The sequence below is a fragment of the Candidatus Thermoplasmatota archaeon genome (genome assembly GCA_029907305.1).
Lineage (GTDB): Archaea > Thermoplasmatota > E2 > DHVEG-1 > DHVEG-1 > JARYMC01.
In genome coordinates this window covers 1-16,979 of record JARYMC010000019.1, presented here as the reverse complement: position 1 = coordinate 16,979, position 16,979 = coordinate 1, and the positions used below count along the sequence as shown (strand labels likewise).

Annotated in this window: 18 protein-coding genes and 1 tRNA gene; 9 read left to right on the top strand and 10 right to left on the bottom strand. The window is 34.3% G+C overall.

Annotated elements, in window-relative coordinates; all coding sequences use genetic code 11:
• Positions 1 to 187 precede the first annotated feature (187 nt).
• From QHH19_02545 to QHH19_02525, 5 genes are read right to left on the bottom strand one after another with little or no spacing between them, the layout of a single operon-like run.
• Positions 188 to 535, bottom strand: coding sequence for a hypothetical protein (locus QHH19_02545; GenBank protein MDH7517208.1), 348 nt, complete (start codon positions 533 to 535; stop codon positions 188 to 190).
• Entirely contained in the window at positions 501 to 701 is a 201-nt protein-coding gene (locus tag QHH19_02540; protein MDH7517207.1) for a hypothetical protein, read from the bottom strand. Before QHH19_02540 ends, QHH19_02545 begins: the two co-directional genes overlap by 35 nt.
• 1 nt (position 702) lies before the next feature.
• Positions 703 to 1,023: a PQQ-binding-like beta-propeller repeat protein gene (locus QHH19_02535; protein ID MDH7517206.1), complete on the bottom strand. Its 321-nt coding sequence runs from the start codon at positions 1,021 to 1,023 to the stop codon at positions 703 to 705.
• A gap of 3 nt (positions 1,024 to 1,026) precedes the next feature.
• Positions 1,027 to 1,971, bottom strand: a complete 945-nt coding sequence (locus QHH19_02530) for a PQQ-binding-like beta-propeller repeat protein (protein ID MDH7517205.1) — start codon at positions 1,969 to 1,971, stop codon at positions 1,027 to 1,029.
• Between the two features lie 29 nt (positions 1,972 to 2,000).
• Entirely contained in the window at positions 2,001 to 3,275 is a 1,275-nt protein-coding gene (locus QHH19_02525) for a hypothetical protein (GenBank protein ID MDH7517204.1), read from the bottom strand.
• 361 nt (positions 3,276 to 3,636) lie between these two features.
• On the opposite strand from QHH19_02525, the gene QHH19_02520 reads away from it, so the two are divergent.
• The 5 genes from QHH19_02520 to QHH19_02500 all read left to right on the top strand — a co-directional run bounded on the left by QHH19_02520 (position 3,637) and on the right by QHH19_02500 (position 7,622).
• Positions 3,637 to 4,311: a hypothetical protein gene (locus QHH19_02520; protein MDH7517203.1), complete on the top strand. Its 675-nt coding sequence runs from the start codon at positions 3,637 to 3,639 to the stop codon at positions 4,309 to 4,311.
• 73 nt (positions 4,312 to 4,384) lie between these two features.
• A tRNA-Leu gene (locus tag QHH19_02515) sits at positions 4,385 to 4,469 on the top strand.
• 307 nt (positions 4,470 to 4,776) lie between these two features.
• Entirely contained in the window at positions 4,777 to 5,745 is a 969-nt protein-coding gene (locus tag QHH19_02510; protein ID MDH7517202.1) for a hypothetical protein, read from the top strand.
• Between the two features lie 60 nt (positions 5,746 to 5,805).
• Positions 5,806 to 6,720: a THUMP domain-containing protein gene (locus QHH19_02505; protein MDH7517201.1), complete on the top strand. Its 915-nt coding sequence runs from the start codon at positions 5,806 to 5,808 to the stop codon at positions 6,718 to 6,720.
• Positions 6,717 to 7,622 (top strand): 2-dehydropantoate 2-reductase, encoded by a 906-nt coding sequence (locus QHH19_02500; GenBank protein ID MDH7517200.1) that lies wholly within the window; start codon positions 6,717 to 6,719, stop codon positions 7,620 to 7,622. Before QHH19_02505 ends, QHH19_02500 begins: the two co-directional genes overlap by 4 nt.
• Before the next feature lie 2 nt (positions 7,623 to 7,624).
• Here the strand turns inward: QHH19_02500 and QHH19_02495 are convergent, their stop codons facing one another.
• Positions 7,625 to 8,530, bottom strand: a complete 906-nt coding sequence (locus QHH19_02495) for an asparagine synthetase A (GenBank protein MDH7517199.1) — start codon at positions 8,528 to 8,530, stop codon at positions 7,625 to 7,627.
• 105 nt (positions 8,531 to 8,635) lie between these two features.
• Between QHH19_02495 and QHH19_02490 the strand changes: the two genes are divergently transcribed.
• From QHH19_02490 to QHH19_02480, 3 genes are all read left to right on the top strand, one after another.
• On the top strand, positions 8,636 to 9,079 hold the full coding sequence (locus tag QHH19_02490) for an Lrp/AsnC family transcriptional regulator (protein MDH7517198.1): 444 nt from the start codon (positions 8,636 to 8,638) through the stop codon (positions 9,077 to 9,079).
• Positions 9,080 to 9,151: 72 nt separating this feature from the next.
• Complete coding sequence (locus QHH19_02485) at positions 9,152 to 10,132, top strand: D-glycerate dehydrogenase (protein MDH7517197.1); 981 nt, start codon at positions 9,152 to 9,154, stop codon at positions 10,130 to 10,132.
• 120 nt (positions 10,133 to 10,252) lie between these two features.
• Positions 10,253 to 12,151 carry a phosphoenolpyruvate carboxykinase (GTP) gene (locus tag QHH19_02480; GenBank protein ID MDH7517196.1) on the top strand — a complete coding sequence of 633 codons (1,899 nt, stop codon included), beginning with the start codon at positions 10,253 to 10,255 and terminating at the stop codon, positions 12,149 to 12,151.
• Positions 12,152 to 12,155: 4 nt separating this feature from the next.
• On the opposite strand, the gene QHH19_02475 is transcribed toward QHH19_02480, so the two are convergent.
• The 4 genes from QHH19_02475 to QHH19_02460 all read right to left on the bottom strand — a co-directional run bounded on the left by QHH19_02475 (position 12,156) and on the right by QHH19_02460 (position 16,553).
• Complete coding sequence (locus QHH19_02475; protein ID MDH7517195.1) at positions 12,156 to 12,794, bottom strand: MBL fold metallo-hydrolase; 639 nt, start codon at positions 12,792 to 12,794, stop codon at positions 12,156 to 12,158.
• A gap of 55 nt (positions 12,795 to 12,849) precedes the next feature.
• Positions 12,850 to 13,905 carry a tRNA-intron lyase gene (gene endA / locus QHH19_02470; GenBank protein ID MDH7517194.1) on the bottom strand — a complete coding sequence of 352 codons (1,056 nt, stop codon included), beginning with the start codon at positions 13,903 to 13,905 and terminating at the stop codon, positions 12,850 to 12,852.
• 25 nt (positions 13,906 to 13,930) lie between these two features.
• Positions 13,931 to 15,982 (bottom strand): hypothetical protein, encoded by a 2,052-nt coding sequence (locus QHH19_02465; GenBank protein ID MDH7517193.1) that lies wholly within the window; start codon positions 15,980 to 15,982, stop codon positions 13,931 to 13,933.
• A gap of 229 nt (positions 15,983 to 16,211) precedes the next feature.
• A complete protein-coding gene (locus QHH19_02460) occupies positions 16,212 to 16,553 on the bottom strand; it encodes a hypothetical protein (GenBank protein ID MDH7517192.1) in 342 nt (113 codons plus the stop codon).
• A gap of 164 nt (positions 16,554 to 16,717) precedes the next feature.
• Here QHH19_02460 and QHH19_02455 point away from each other — a divergent pair.
• A partial coding sequence (locus QHH19_02455) for a hypothetical protein (protein MDH7517191.1) occupies positions 16,718 to 16,979 on the top strand: 262 nt, incomplete at its 3' end.

Genomic DNA, 16,979 nt, shown 5'->3' with positions numbered 1-16,979 from the left:
CTCAGGAATATCTGATGCCCAGATTGTTATTGAAGCCTCTGGGATGTGGGAACCCTACTATGAAATTCTTGAAAAATCAGGTGTAAGATAGTAACTTATACCTTCTATCGCTCCAGGCAAAGTCAAACCCCTTACCGTTAATATCACTAATAAACTCCATGGGAGCAGGACTGTTATCAAAACAACCTTACCGATGTGATGAACGGCCTTTGTAAAGAATGAAAAATACCAAAAACCACATCACTATGAGACCAATTAAAACAGGTGAACGTATACCTCCTATTTCAAGAGGTCCACTAGTTACACCAAGATAGGTTTTTAGGAGAAAACCTTCTGCATCTATGCCCCAACGTAAATCTAAAGAATAAATCATATATGAGAAACACCAGGCCATAACCACAATATAATATGCCGCTATTACAAATGGTATTAATTTGCTCCACCAACCAATCCACTCCCATTTTTTACTAACTTTTTTAAAAGTCTCTGGTGCACCATTTCTACTCCAATGCCCTGCAGAAAACTCCAAAATCAAGAGAGGGATACCTGCCGTAAACAATGCAACAAAATAGGGTATCAGAAACGCCTCCACCACCATTTTTAAAAGCAGCATAAGGGAATCTCCAAACGTTACCAAGACCAACAGCTGAACCAATCGCTGCCATTATGAAAGCAAAACGTGTTTTCCACAATTCAGCCATATTATTTCTTCCCTCCGTCTTCTTTACGTTTCTTTATTCTTGTATACAGAAAAACCAAGAGTATAGCAACTATGATAAGAATCAGTAACAATAAAATTGAATTGTAGTGGACATCAACTCTTCCATTAGATGTGCTTTCAACTACCTCATATGTTTGTGCATCTAATGCATAAACATTGCCTTTTGCACTAAAATAAACAACCCCATCATTTACAATTGGATTTGAAAGTATAGGTGTTGTTATATAATTATTAGGATTATCATCTGTAACAAAATATCCTGGTGTAAAACTCCATGATAAGTTCCCATTTATCTTATTCAAAGCCTAAAACCTGCCATCATCACAACCAAAAAATACATACTCGCCATAAATAATAGGACTAGAATGAATAGCAGATTTACAATTAAAGCACCAAACCAACTCACCTTTTTCTTTGTTCAATGCATAAAAATTGTTATCAAGTGATCCGAAGTAAACCATATCACCTGAAACAGCAGGAGTAGAATCTATTCCCCAACCTGTTTGATATTTCCATATAATCTTACCAGTTAAACAATTCAAAGCATAAAGGGCTCCATCCCAAGAACCAAAATAAATATTTTCATAATCTGATTTTGGGGCGGAAGTAATTAGTTTCTCAGTTTTAAATTCCCAAATTATCTCATTTTTTACAGGATCGAAACCATAAAAAGATTTACCTGCCCAGATATAAACAAGGTTATTTATTTTTTCAGAAATATATGGTTTATCTATAAACTCATATGACCATAAATCTTTACCAGAATACATATCGAACCCACGTACTTTACCATCTAAAAAACCAGCAATAACAACATCATTATACAAAACAGGTTTTGAGACAATCTGACCTATCATCTGTTTCCATGCTATTGACCCTTTCTCTTTGTTCAATGCGTATAAACCTTTGTTTGTCCCTATAAACAGTAATCTTCCAGAAACATCAGTATCAATTGTTTTTCCTTCAACCAAACCATTCCATTTTATTTTTCCTGTGTTAGCATCAAATGCATTTACAATTCCATGGGAATCAGACGAAAAAAGAACACCATCAGAAACAACAACTGACGAATAATTTATATTACTTGGATTGGGCAGTTCAGTTTTCCATAAAATCTTAGAATTATTTTCATATAACGTATTTTTATTAGCTGTCTTTAAATTCGTCGGATTAAAGTTAGAGTCATATACCTCTAACCAACCACTTGCTGGAAGTACTGTTACACCTCTGAATTTTTTTTGTAAACTCATTATTTGGAACCCATTCGGTTCCATCGGTTTTACCAAAAAAACGTAATAATCCCCATATCCTCCATAAGTTTTGAGCTAGTTATTTTACAATCTATTATGCCATTTGAAATTGGAGGAGTAGTCATGAAAATCTTAGCGACCTCGGTGTTAATCCTGCCATAATACTCTTTTTCCAATTCATCAAATTTTTTACCTACAGCCGGTTTTTCATATTTATTCGGATAAACTTTCAAAGCTATAAACTTGGGCAATAAACCCCATAGCTCTCTTTCGATTTTATCATTATGTGAGACACAATAGGAAGAAAAGAACCCATTTTTAGTTCTTGTAACAGGTGTGTTAAAGAGCGCTTGCTCAAACCTTGCTATCTCACCAGTTTTCGTATCACCAATTAACCATTCATTCGGTATTAATCCATTATTTCCATTCTGTAAATTTTTAATCACCTCATCGATACTAGCAGAATATTGAATAGCATTTCTCGATCTTACTCCCTTTGAAGTTTTTCTTATATTGAATGGACCTTGAGGAACTAATTCTGTCTCTGTAAGAATTATTCCCTTTTCATTTTGATACCAATCTTCTTGGCTCCATAGAGATCCAGGCGGCCCTGTCATAATAAATCTATATCCATTTGAAGGTTTGATATCTACAATAAAATTACATCTCTGAGCGAGATAATCATGAAATATAGTTGAATGGGCAACTACTATCCCACCATCTTCAGTCACATCTCCTGTTGCAATAAAAGCATGGCAATGTGCAAGTTCCTGTTTATCAAAACCCCCTGAAAGCAAATCTTTTAAACCATTTACCAGACTGCGTACAGGATGAAATCTCTTATAATTATATAGATAAAAAGCATACCACACGTCTTGAACAAATTGAGATGCCACGATATCTTCGTATTGAATATTTTTCCCAAATAATTTCGCCCCCTGTGCATTAAGACCATCAACTATGCCCCTCATCTCTTGTTTATATTCCTCAGGAACATGCTTCTCAAAAGTTCTCATGGATCTCGTTTTGCAAATATCCCACCATTTTTCAGAAAGCTTATCATAATTTTTTGGTAAATTCTTTAAGATAAAAATTTTCATGAATTTGAAATTATGCCCCAGATTTGCCCATCTTTGGAGTACATCTTCTATTTCTGCAGATGCTAGATAACCATATTGATAACCTCTATCATAAGGCTCTCCTTCTATATGGATATAGACCCACCCTTGTATATTGTATCTATAGCCTTTGTTATATTGCCCAGATGTTATTACTTTTATTTGTTCTTCTCTTTGAAAAGACATACTCGCCGGCATAATAACTAAAAAAGAAACAAATAATGTAATTAGGGAATATGCTGACCATATAAATGTTTTTAATCAAATATAGCCTATAGCCAACTTTTAAAAATCTTTTTTGTTTATATTGGAGTCTAGGAGAGAGGTGAAGCATCAGCAAAAATAGCTAGACCCCAACAGAGTTGATGAATATCAGACGTATCTTATTTCTTAAACAACCTCCCTTTTCATTTTATTCTTTTACGATATTACTATGTAACCGAGAGCATATTAAATTTTTGTTACTATTTTAACAAAAACTATATTTACAAGTTACAATATAATACATATAATTACGATTTCTTTAAAAATCGAAAAAGGTGTTATTTTGGTAACAATAAGTCATGTAGTCCAAGAGATTCTAAATAGGCAAGTTTTTTTACAAGAAGCAATAGAACACAATATTGTATCATTCAATAGATTAGCTGAGAATATAAAACCTGATATAGAAGCTGCAATCGGAAAAAAAGTAAAATTATCTGCAATTGTTATGGCATTAAGAAGACAGGCAGAAAAACTAGAAAAAACAACAAAACGCCCATCATTTGATTATTTTAGAGAAACCATTTTAAAAACAGATGTCTGTTATGTAATAGTAGAAGCATCACCAACTGCTTTAAAAAAAATTCAAAGTTTATATTATGACATAGATTTCAAAAAGGGAGGAATTTTCAATGTTACTCAAGGGAACTATGAGGTAGGAATAATCACAAATCAAAGATATAAGGAGCAACTCTTGGATTTATTGAGTGAAGAAAAGATATTAAATGTTGTTGAAAACCTTGTAGTTATTTCACTTACATATTCTAAAGATTTTCTTTTTACGCCGGGAATTATGTATAATATCCTGCGTTTTGTGGCTTGGGAAAATATTAACATTATCAGTATAATCCTTACCTTCCAAGAATTAAGTCTAGTTATATCAAGAGATGATACAGTCAGATGTTATAACATATTGGAGAGACTTGTAAAAACATCAAAAAACACTTCAAAAGATAAGTAGTTTTTAAAGCCAAAAAACAATAAAACTATTAGCAAATATGTTTATTATCATAAAATTGTTTTATGTTTCTTATGCAGGGGTAGCCAAGCCTGGTCAACGGCGACAGACTCAAGATCTGTTCCTGTAGAGGTTCGTGGGTTCAAATCCCTTCCCCTGCACTTTTAATAGTTGTTTAGTTTCATGTTTTTGGATGCTGTTAACTTAACGAAAATATAAGGAGAAATTATTGCACCTCTGAAGGGTTCATTTAAGGCTATGTCACCTCCTATATAATTCATGACAAAAATATTCTCGATACATCGATGCTTCGCGGCAATATCGTTATATGCATTACTTTAGCTTCATTATTTAGAATGGAATTTCAGATTTATGACTTAAAAATCCTCCTTAAAAAGTCTTAAGTTAACAGCACCTGTTTTTGTGCAGAAAATTTTTAAAAACAGTAAATATGCAGTTTTTGATTATATGAACTCAAAAAAAATCTACATATTGCTGTCGCTACTATTGTTTTCTTCTTTGTTGTTACCACTTATAACAAGAAATATTTCCGCTGAGGATCAACTAGTTATATTACCATCAGATGAAACAAAAGAAACAAAAGTTAATGCTGGTATATATGTTATATCTATAGGTAATTTTGAGTTCAACAAAGGAACATATGTACTTGATTTCTATCTCGTTTTTAGATGGAAAAACCAGAATATTTCACCAACAAGTTTTGAGTTCATGAACGGTCGGCCTGCGACTAAAGAAAAAATATATGAAAATATAACTAACGAGTCATTAGAAGTATGGTACCGTGTTCAAGCAAACCTATTTATGACTCCGGATTTTAGCAACTACCCATTTGATACACAGGAACTAAAAATTATTGTTGAGGATTCAAAATACAATACATCTGTGCTGAATTATGTGCCATTGGTAGATACACTTGGTATTGATGAAGGATTTCAAATTGCAGGGTGGAATGTACAATCATATGATTATAAAATTTTAGAACATGAGTACCCCTGGGGAGAAACCTACTCACAAATTGTTTTCACTATCAAACTTGCTCGTACAACTGGACCAAATGCGGCAAAATTGTTACTGCCACCAATCATCTTCTGCATTGTTTCAGGGTTATCATTTTTCTTTAAAGCAGACAAAATCACACATAGACTAGGGCTAGGTACAAGTATGCTGATCTCTGCGGTGATGTTCCATCTGAGTCAAACCTCGTCACTCCCAGCATTACCTTCATTGATTCTTATAGACAAGATTATGATCGCAGTATATGCCTTCCTAGCCTCTTCACTTCTTGCAACAACCTTGATATATATAGATGAAGAATACTGGAAGGATGTAGACTACACAAAACAAGTAAACAGAATAGGAGCAATAATCACAATAATACTCCCATTTATTGTATTTGGTTTACTCTATTTATTCTAAAAACTTCAAGGATTTCTATTTTGCCAAATATTAATGTAATAAGATACGAATTAAGGCTCTGTGAAATACAAGCTTATAATTGTTAGATACGGGGAGATCGCCTTAAAAAGCAAAGAAACACGCAAACGCTTTGAATCTACTTTAGTAAATAATATTAAAAATGCGTTAAAAAAGAAACAAATTCCAAATGATATCAAAAAAGAACGAGGTAGAATATACGTTTATACCGAAAAAACAAAAGAAGCCATAAATGTTTTACAGAAAATTTTTGGTATACATTCTATCAGCCCAGCGATCAAAACACAATCAAACATATCTGCAATTTCTGAACTTGCTTTACAAATCTCAAAAGAATATTTAACCAAAGAAAAAAGTTTTGCTGTTAGGGTTACAAGAACTGGTAAACATGATTTTACAAGCCAGGATGTCGCCATAAAAACCGGCTCTGACATAGTAAAGGCAACAAAAGCTAGTGTGAATCTTACAAAACCTGATTTCAAAATCTTTATTGAAATACGCGATAGAAACGCGTTTGTTTTTACAGAAAAAATTCGTGGAACTGGGGGTCTTCCGATAGGTACACAAGGAAGAGTATTGTGTGTTGTTGAAACTCCTAGGTCAATACTAGCCAGTTGGTATCTCATGAGACGTGGTTGCAATACGATTTTTATAACCACTAAAAGAACTACCAGTAAATTGTTAGATTCTTTTATTTCAAAATGGTATATCAATACAGAAATAATAAGTGTTAAAGAAGCAGATGAAAATTTATACAAAAAATTAAACAAGATAGCATTAGAAAAAAAATGTGATGCTATAGTATCAGATATTACTCTTTATGGAACTAAATCTAACTATTTACGTAAAATAAAATTCTTAAAACAACATCTAAAGATTCCTGTTTTATATCCTCTTATAGCTATGGACAAAAAAACAATAGATAAAAGAATGTTGGGGATAGGATTAAAAACATGAACATAGTCATACTTGGTGCTGGAGCCATAGGATCATTATTCGGTGGTTTACTGGCTAAAAAAAATAATGTAACACTTATAGGTAGAAAACAACATGTTCAAGCTATTAAAAAAAATGGTTTGAAAATCACAGGAAAAACACAGCTAAAAATTAGAATATCTGCTGAAGATTCGATAAATAAAATACGTTTTTCGCCGGATCTCTTGATTTTAACTGTTAAATCTTATGATACAGAAACAGCAATAAAAGAAGCAAAAACTATAATCGGAAAAGATACCATTGTTTTATCTCTTCAAAATGGGTTGGATAATATCGAAAAAATTTGCAGGATTATTGATAAAAGAAATGTTGTCGCTGGTGTCACGACACACGGTGTACTTTTTTCTAAACCAGGATTGATCAATCATACTGGTAAAGGAACAACTATTTTAGGTGAGTTAAATGGTAAAAAAACAGAGCGCATAATTAGCATAGTAAGCTGCTTTAATCAAGCTGGTATTAAAACTGTTTTTAGTAAAAATATCTTAAAGGAGATATGGTGTAAAACAATAATAAATTCATGTGTTAATCCATTAACTGCAATTTTTGAATGTAAAAATGGTTATCTTTTAGAGAATCCAATACTTGAAGACCTTGTTGAAAAAATATGTAAAGAATCTGTGGGAATAGCAAATGCCAATGGTGTTAATATATCATATGAAAGTATTATCGAAAAAACAAAAGATGTCATTAGAAAAACATCTGAGAATTATTCGTCTATGTTTCAGAGTTACAGAAAAAATAGTAAAACCGAGATATATTCAATTAATGGTAAAATAGCTGATTTAGGTAGAACGCTAGGTTTAGATGTTTCTCTGAATGAGATGTTGATTTATTTAATTAGGTCGATGTGTAAAAAATAAATTTATATGCATTTTTTCCCTGGTGTTTTTGGGAAGAGGGATGTCTCTTCTATCTTTTTTAAACCGCATATAAATCTTGTTAATCTTTCGATGCCTATTCCAAATCCTGCTGATGGTGGTAAATCATTTTTCGCGTGTTCTAAATATTCTTTGAATTGTGAAAGTTTTTGTCCTTTTTTCTTTATTCGTTTTTTTATACGTTCATATTTGTATTCTCTTTCTCCTCCTGAGAGTGCTTCTCCGTATCCTTCTGGGTAAATTAGATCCATATCTCTTAGATATCCTGGTTTTTCTGGGTCTTCTTTATCGTAAAACTCTCTGCGTGATATCGGCATGTCTATGATCCATATTGGTTCTTTATGAGTTTTTGAGATCGCTGTTTCAAAATCTGCCCCGTAGCGCTTGTAAGCATCTTTGTATCTGATTTGTTTGAAGGGAGTTTTTGGTACAGTCAGTTTCCTTCCCAAAAAATTAAGTTCTTTTTTACACGTCTTTTTTAATGTTTTTATTGTTTTTACTAGTAGTTCTTCGCATAAATGCATGATTTCTTCGCGCTTTGCACCTTTTACTTCTAAATCTAGTTGTGTGAATTCAAATAGGTGTCTTCCAGTGTTTTTTCTGTCTAATGGTTCTATGCGTATGTTGGGTGAGAAAACAAAGATTTTGTCAAGTGTGCGTAATGCTAGTTGTTTATGGAATATCATGCTTTGTGTTAGTGAGTAACTTTTTCCGTAGCAATTAATTTTTGCTGGTGATGTGGGATGGTTTAATGGGTCGGTTATTGGTGATATTATTACTGGTGCTATTTCTATGAATTTTTTCTTTCTTAGTTCGTTGCCTAGTATTTGTCTTATTTCGCTTTGTATTTTGAGGATAGTTTTTGTTTTTTTGCTCTTAGTGTAGTTCATAATTGTATATTCGCAAACAAATTATATAAACATTATGTGATTTTTTTCGACAAAAATTACATAAAAAGACAAAATTTATATATTATAACCGACATAATGTCTATTATGATTGATAAAAAAGACGAAATGATATTATCAGAACTGAAGAAAAATGCGCGTAACTCTACAAAAAAAATCTCCTTAAATATAGGTATACCAAGAGTAACCGTCCATGACCGTATACAAAAAATGATTAAGAATGGCATAATCAAATCATTCAATGTTTCAATAGATTACAAAAAAATTGGGTTTGGCACAGAAGTCTTTATTTTTGTTTCATTTCTCCCAAATCCAGACATTTCCCAGAGGCAACTTGCAAAAACCATAGCAGAACTACCAGGGGTACATGAAGTACATATAATATCTGGGGAATATGATTTACTCCTTAAAGTAAGAGGAAAATCACTCGAGGACATTGGTATACTGGTTGTTGATAAACTTCGGCAGCTAAAGGGCGTAGGTAGAACACTCACTTTTGCATGTTTTGAGACAGTAAAAGAAGAAACTTGAGAGGAATCATTTTCATCTAGAAATAACTTTATACTCTTATCGTTATTTAAACGCATATTTCAAGTGATTATTATGAAAATCTTTGTAACAAGAAGGATCCCTAAACCTGGATTGGATTTGCTTAGAAAAGAACATGAGCTTGAGATATACAAACATGATAGAGTCCCTACAAAAAAAGAAATCATTAAAGGATTGAAAGGAAAAGATGGTTTACTCTGCCTATTAACAGATCCTATAGACAAAGAAGTTATATATTCTGAGCCTAAACTGAAGATGATTGCAAACTACGCTGTTGGTTACAACAACATTGATGTTAAGGCGGCGACTGAGAGAGACATACCTGTAAGCAATACCCCTGATGTTTTGACTGATACAACAGCTGAGATGGCATGGGCTCTTTTGTTTTCTGTTGCTAGACGCATTGTAGAGGGTGATAGGTTTACGAGGGCAGGTGAATTCAATGGATGGGCTCCTATGCTTATGCTCGGCCAGGATGTATCAAATAAAACACTTGGGGTAGTTGGTGCTGGTAGGATAGGTACTGCTTTTGCTCTTAAAAGTAAAGGATTCAACATGAAGGTGTTATATTTTGATGAAAAGAAAAACCAGATGTTGGAAGATGATTTAGGTGCAAAAAAAGTTGATTTACATAGGTTGTTGAAGGAATCTGATTATGTTTCCCTTCATGTCCCATTAGTTGATGCCACCTATCATATGATTGGTGAAAAAGAACTACGTATGATGAAAAAAAACTCCATCTTGGTTAATACATCTCGTGGACCAGTTGTTGATGAGAAAGCACTTATAAAGGCTTTAAAAGAAAAATGGATTTTTGGTGCTGGGTTAGATGTTTATGAGTATGAGCCAGTGATTCCAAAAGAACTTTTGAAGTTGGATAATGTTGTCCTCCAACCTCATTCTGCTTCTGCAACAATTGAAACGAGAACCAAGATGGCGTTAATAGCTGCTGAGAATATGATGATAGGTTTAAAAGGAGAGATTCCACCGAATTGTATTAACCCCGAGGTTTTTAGGAGAAAAACCGGTTTTTAATACCATATTTTTTACCTACAAAACTATAAAGATGTGAATGTGGATTAGGGACTCGGGCCAACAGGGGTAAAGTATTTGTTGGCTTTAATAGGGAATGATAGTTTCAGAGGATGATATTCTATGGATCAAACTACTATGAATGCCTTTATTGATAGGTTAGGTACAGATAATTGTCAGAAACTTGATAGGATAAACAACCCTAAACTCAATCAGTTCATATGGAAATATGTTACTCTTTGTACCCCTGATAGTGTTTTTGTTTGTACTGATTCCCCTAGGGATATACAGTATATTAGGGATGCTGCTATTAGAAACAGGGAGGAAGCGGAGCTTGCTATTGAAGGTCATACGGTTCATTTTGATGGATACAATGATCAGGCGAGGGACAAAAAACAGACTAAGTTTCTCCTTCCAAGTGGTGTAAGTCTTGGACCTGAGATTAATTCGATAGATAGAGATGAGGGACTCAAAGAGATATGTAGTATACTAAAAGATATTATGGTTGGTCATGAGCTTTACGTCAGTTTTTATTGTCTTGGTCCTGAGAATTCTGAGTTTACTATCCCATGTGTTCAATTAACTGATTCAAGCTATGTTGCCCATAGTGAAAACTTGCTTTATAGACAAGGATATAAAGAGTTTGTACGACTTGGAGAAAAAGCGCGTTTTTTCAAATTTGTTCACTCTGAGGGGGGATTAACTGAGGCGGGACTTGATTTGCTTGTCAGTAAAAACATAGATAAACGCAGGGTTTACATTGATTTGGAAGACGAGATCATCTATAGTACGAACACACAGTATGGTGGTAACACTATTGGTTTGAAGAAACTGGCTATGCGTCTTGCTATAAACAGGGCTTCAAAAGAGGGTTGGCTCACTGAACATATGCTTATAATGGGTGTACGTGGTTCCAAGGATCGTATAAGTTATTTCACAGGTGCTTTCCCGTCTATGTGTGGTAAAACCTCTACTGCTATGATAGAGGGGGAAACCATAGTTGGTGATGACATTGCTTATTTAAGGAAGATAGATGGTGAGATACGAGCTGTTAATGTAGAAAAAGGTCTTTTTGGTATCATAGAAGGCATTAACTCAAAAGATGATGCACTTCAATGGAAGGCGCTGCATAGTAAAAACGAGATAATATTTTCTAACATTTTAATCACAGAGGACAAAAAAGAGTACTGGAATGGGAAAGATGGGGAGGTCCCAAAAAAGGGTGTTAACTTCTCAGGTGAGTGGTACCTTGGTAAAAAAGACGAGGATGGAAAAGACATACCACCATCACACAAAAACGCTCGTTTCACTTTTGATTTAGCTATATTAGATAATATTGACCAAAACCTGAACAACCCAAAAGGTGTTCTAGTAAGTGGTTTCATATACGGTGGACGTGACTCAGATACATCAGTACCTGTTGAGGAGGCTTTTGACTGGACCCATGGCATCATCACAAAAGGTGCATGTCTTGAATCTGAGACAACAGCAGCCACACTAGGCAAAGAGGGAGTGCGGGTTTTCAACCCGATGTCAAACCTGGATTTTTTGTCGATACCAATCGGGAGATACATAGAGGATAACCTAAATTTTGGTGCAGGTGTTAAAAACCCGCCTAGGATCTTTTCTGTTAACTATTTTATACGCGACAAAGACGGTAAATTCCTCAACCACAAAAACGACAAACACATCTGGCTTAAATGGATGGAGCTACGTGTAAACAACGAGGCAGATGCGATAAAAACACCAACTGGTTTAATACCCGAGTACAAAGACCTTAAAATTTTATTCAAAAAAGTTTTAAACAAAAACTACACAAAAGAAGATTACATAAAACAGTTCACACTGAGGATACCAGAGAACCTAGCGAAAATAGACAGGATTACAAACATATATAAAACAAGGGTGTTGGATACACCAAAAATATTATTCAAAGTTTTAGATGAACAAAAAGAAAGACTTGAGGAAACAAGAAAAAAATATGGGGACTACGTTTCACCAGAGGAACTAAAAAATAGTTAATAGTTTATAGTGTGAATGTCCAAATCTCTGGTTCAGATGGTAAATCCTCTTTCTCTATATCTATCTCATTGCCAACTTTTAGTACCCTGTATTTACTTTTATCCAAAAAGTGATCTAAGCCTGCGATTGGTAAGGACAAACCCCCTATCTTGTAGTGCATAGGTATAGCTATTTTTGGTTTTATTTTATCTATAGTATCCCATGCTTTTTCTGCGTCGATTGTAAAAGTTCCACCAACTGGTATGAAAAGTATGTCAACTTGACCGATTTTGTTCAATGTTTCTTCATCAAGTTTATGTCCTAGATCACCTAGGTGGCAAAAATTTATTCCATCTACTGTAAATTTATAGATGATATTTTTACCACGTTTCATACCATGTGATTCATCATGAAAAACCGATATCCCCTCTATCTGAACATTTGCTATATTCCGTTTGCGCTCATCAGTTATAACCTTTGAATCATCTTTCTCAACAGATTTCACACTATTGTGATCATAATGGTCATGTGACACCAAAATAATATCCCCCTTTGCACTAGGGGCTGGTATACCAATAGATCTCCCATCATGTGGATCTGTCACAACTGTTATCTCGTTCGTAATTTCAAAACATGCATGACCATGCCAACGTATTTGAAGCAAACTATATCGCCTCCTCCCGGTAAATCAAACGAATAATATCATCATTATAAATATATTATGGTTTCAACCGACCAAGCTTTATGTAATCTATTTCATCATTGTCTATTCTAGCAAAAATAATCTCTTTGTTAACTGAATGAGCGAGACGTACACCTCTACTTATCTCAGCCCACATACTCTTAAAACCCTGTTCAACAACATGAACAAGATACTCAGCATGCGTCATATCAGGTTTATCAGTATAAACACGGAAATGAGTACCAAACTTAAAACCGGTTTTAACAATAAGCCCCCTTTTCTTCAAATCCCTAAAAACCAATATAAGATCATCAATATCAGACTGATTTCTCTTTACTATTGATAAAAACTCTTTTTTAGAAAATTTTTTACCATCCTTTAAATCCTTTATATTAACAACTTTCTTTTCCAGCAAATACAAAGCCTCGATCATGGAAAGCTGTAAACCGCTACCAAAAGGTTTACCATAAAACCCTTTATTAAACAAATCATCGGTTTTTTCAAAAATCAAAACCCTGCTGCCAGTTAAAAAACCATCAACCTCACCAAAAACATTTTCACATACGCTACCTTTGATATCCAACGAAGTAACATCATAATATGTGATGTCACCCTCCTCATCAACGATACCATACCACAACTTGTCATCTTTTTTAATTATTGTATCAACCAGTTTTTTCGTTTCATCTATATCAAAAAAATCTCTCTCAGAAAAAGCTTTTAAAAAACACATTTCCATGGTATCCTTTTCATTTTTTTGTTTATACACACAGAAATCAAAACCATCTTTATCATCACATAATTTTACAATATTTCCCCTTTTTCTAAGATCCCTAAAAATCAGATATTTTATCTCAAAATATGGTATGTGTTCAGCTGATATCTTTACTAACTCCTCAAAATTTATTTCTTCACCATTTTTTCTTACCCTAATTTTTTTTTCATCTAACAAAAAAACTCCTTCAATTAAATCAAGCCTTAGTTTATTTCCACTAATTGTTTCGCCAAAGTGATTCCTCGTATAGAGTCTTCCGACGTCCCTGGGTTTTTTAACAATTATCCCGTCTTTTACTAGTTCTCCAGATGCTTGCATAATGAAAAATGTAAGTTATACTAGTTTATTTGTTTTTCTTGTAATACTCAGTTATACTTCTAGGTGCCCATTTCTCATAAAATTTATCTTTTTTTCTCTTGGATATTATTCCACTGGCTAGCAAACCTATTCCTAAACCAAATATTATGCCGATTACTAGAACCATGGCTAGATAATCTGAGTACCTGGAAAAAATGTAGTCAAACATTTTATTTTCTGTATCCACTTTAGGTATGCCTACATATCTAGACGTTGTTGCGCCTGTTGAAAAATTACCAAAGTTTATTGCACCAGCTATAAAATCACTGTATTTATAGTATACAATCGCTGAATCCTGTTTTGACTCATTCATAAGACTCTCAGCGTATTCATAGTAACTTACAGCTAACACTGGTTCTATGCCCATGTTTCTAATTTTACTTATACTGTTACTTGCCCGCTCCCGGGCTCTCTCTATTTTTTCAGTTGTGATACCATCAACTAGTTCTAATGCTAGGTTTGCTTTTACAAGCGCTTCCAAGGAATCGAATAGTGCCGCTGCTGGGTATCCCTGTTCAATGTCGTCTCTCGCTGTTTCAAGCGAGCTTTTAGCATCACTAAGATAGCTTGATGTTTCTCCCATTTCTTGTATTATCAAACTGGAATAAACAATAGCTTGTTGTGCATCATCTATGTATTCCTCTGCGATGTTTGTCAACATGGTAACATTAACTTCACCCGTGTCATTGAAATGTGATGCAATGTCAAGCCACCAACCTATGCTTTTGCTTCTTTCCATCGCAAAAGCTATCTTGTAAAGTGCAGATAGATAATCATTTTTTTTGTAGCTTTCGCTTGCATCATCTAGGTATGTTTTTGCTTCTGATGCACGGTTTTGTGCAGCACCAACACACTGTAACGATATAACGCCTTTTATCTTCGAGTTTTTTGCTATGTCGCTTTTTTCGTCACAGAATGATGTAACCTCGTTTACAAGAGACGTCACGTATTGACTTGGGTTGCTTGAGTTAAAATACCCGCATGCATAAATCACAAAACGCGAGTCAATCAATGACTGAAATGAATTACTTGTGCTAGAGTAATAGAACCCATGCTCATATGAATCCTGTGATTTAGCTATCTTATCTTCTGCGTTGTTAATAAAATCAGTTATACTATTCTTATAATAATATGGGTATCGGTTTGGGATACTCGTATGGTTCAATAGATCACTAGCGTTAGCATACTGTTTTTTCGATTCGTTTAAAAGTGTCTCTGCAAGAGGCTTCATTGAGTCTATATAATCTTTTGTTGTAATTTTCTTGTCTGACTCAATTGAAGAAAACTTGTAGCCTGTAAAATAATAGACAGCTTCTTCTATATCTGATACCTCAAATACTTCGATGCCATAGTTTTGTATAGCATAATCAGAGACATTCCTAGTCACAGGTCTTGTGATTATCTGCGTCCAACCATTACTCCTCGTTGTTTCTGTTACAAGCTCCGTATATGTCATCTGACCCTTTGGGATCAAGAAGCGTGTCGCTCCAACAGAAGCGGATGCATCTATTTTCTGCGGTATACCACCAATTGGGCCTATACTCCCATCAGGGTTTATCATACCTGTCATAACTGTTTTATCATCAATAGTCCAATTTTCAAGTAATGCGATTGTTGCAAGGGTCATGACAGCCCCAGCAGAAGGGCCACCTATGATTGGTGAGGATGTTCTTACAACAAAGAAGAAATCATAGCTTGATGGGTTCACTGTACAATTTATATCCTTTTTCACAAAAGCCCCCGCTACCTTTACAGCTAGTCGAGCAGAACCCTGCATATCAACCTCTGTAAGAGGCAGGGTATCTACGAACACCCTTCCGCTACCATTACTCTGAATGGTAACTGTTATTGTTGATATCACGCCAACATAGCCTTTATCTGTTTTAGCCACAGCAGGTGCATAAACAGTACAGTTACGATAACTGATGGTAACCTTTCCCTCATATATTTCACCGGGTGAGTTGGCTAATGAGTATTGGCAAAATGAACTTGATGCAACTAGAAAGGCCATGGTTATAAACAACAGTTTTTTTATCATTTTATCACCTGATGAAAAATGCGTATTATTAATCCAATACTAAAGATTTACTCCATACCACATATAATAATTTTTCTAGTATAAATTTGAAAGTGTCAACTTAAGACGTTTCTGTTACTGACTAACAGGAGAAACTATACCGCATTATTTCGTTAAGTTTGCAGTCTCATAAATTTAATAAAGAAAAATAAAAGAATTAAAAAGAGGGGGATGTTATTTTGTTTCTTGTTTATTTTTTGCTGTCGTTTTGATTGCTGTTTATTACTGTTATAAGTTTTGTTACTGCTTTATATCCCGTTTTAGTTGCTTTAATAGTCATAACGGTGGTTTGATTTATTCCATAAACATAACCGATTACAGTTCCATTCATATTTGTATATCCTGTGAAATAGGTGTAGTTGTAGGCTGTTATTGTAACTTTTGCATTAGGAATTGAATTGTTTAATGCAGTCACTTGAATAAAAAATGGTTGTGACTCATTAACATAAGACGGAGCGTGGATTATAAGTTGAGGAAATCTGGGTTGCGCTATGGATGAAACACCTTCTATTGTTGAGATTCCTGCAAGCATAATCACCAGCGCCATTATTGATATTTTTTTACACTTCTCATGCTCATCACAATGATATACTTTCAATATTTTACTATATAAATATATCGTGAAAAAGGGCGTGTAGAAATCCTTTTTTATAACTGACTATCATCCCATATAATTTTTTGGAGGTGAGACTTGGGATGTATCTCACCAAATTAATTCAGGATGGGATGATAGTCCTAAAGAGAATGGATGTACCCATATATAGCTGTAAGTTCCTCCAAAAAAAAACATACACCATACACCAGCATCTACTCTGCCTCTGCATCAAAGAAGTTCAAAAACAAAGTTACAGGGAATGCATGGACTTCATAGATGATTTTGATAAACTCCAAGAGGCACTTGGACTGACACAAGTACCTCATTACACAACACCACAGAAATTCCTGAAACGTTTTCCAC

What these genes read in the sequence shown, in the direction of transcription:
- QHH19_02540 (MDH7517207.1), bottom strand. Translation starts at nt 701, where the DNA reads ATGGCTGAATTGTGGAAAACACGTTTTGCTTTCATAATGGCAGCGATT.
- QHH19_02530 (MDH7517205.1), bottom strand. Translation starts at nt 1,971, where the DNA reads ATGAGTTTACAAAAAAAATTCAGAGGTGTAACAGTACTTCCAGCAAGT.
- QHH19_02525 (MDH7517204.1), bottom strand. Translation starts at nt 3,275, where the DNA reads ATGTCTTTTCAAAGAGAAGAACAAATAAAAGTAATAACATCTGGGCAA.
- QHH19_02510 (MDH7517202.1), top strand. Translation starts at nt 4,777, where the DNA reads ATGAACTCAAAAAAAATCTACATATTGCTGTCGCTACTATTGTTTTCT.
- QHH19_02500 (MDH7517200.1), top strand. Translation starts at nt 6,717, where the DNA reads ATGAACATAGTCATACTTGGTGCTGGAGCCATAGGATCATTATTCGGT.
- QHH19_02495 (MDH7517199.1), bottom strand. Translation starts at nt 8,530, where the DNA reads ATGAACTACACTAAGAGCAAAAAAACAAAAACTATCCTCAAAATACAA.
- QHH19_02490 (MDH7517198.1), top strand. Translation starts at nt 8,636, where the DNA reads ATGATTGATAAAAAAGACGAAATGATATTATCAGAACTGAAGAAAAAT.
- QHH19_02485 (MDH7517197.1), top strand. Translation starts at nt 9,152, where the DNA reads ATGAAAATCTTTGTAACAAGAAGGATCCCTAAACCTGGATTGGATTTG.
- QHH19_02480 (MDH7517196.1), top strand. Translation starts at nt 10,253, where the DNA reads ATGGATCAAACTACTATGAATGCCTTTATTGATAGGTTAGGTACAGAT.
- endA (MDH7517194.1), bottom strand. Translation starts at nt 13,905, where the DNA reads ATGCAAGCATCTGGAGAACTAGTAAAAGACGGGATAATTGTTAAAAAA.
- QHH19_02465 (MDH7517193.1), bottom strand. Translation starts at nt 15,982, where the DNA reads ATGATAAAAAAACTGTTGTTTATAACCATGGCCTTTCTAGTTGCATCA.
- QHH19_02460 (MDH7517192.1), bottom strand. Translation starts at nt 16,553, where the DNA reads ATGCTTGCAGGAATCTCAACAATAGAAGGTGTTTCATCCATAGCGCAA.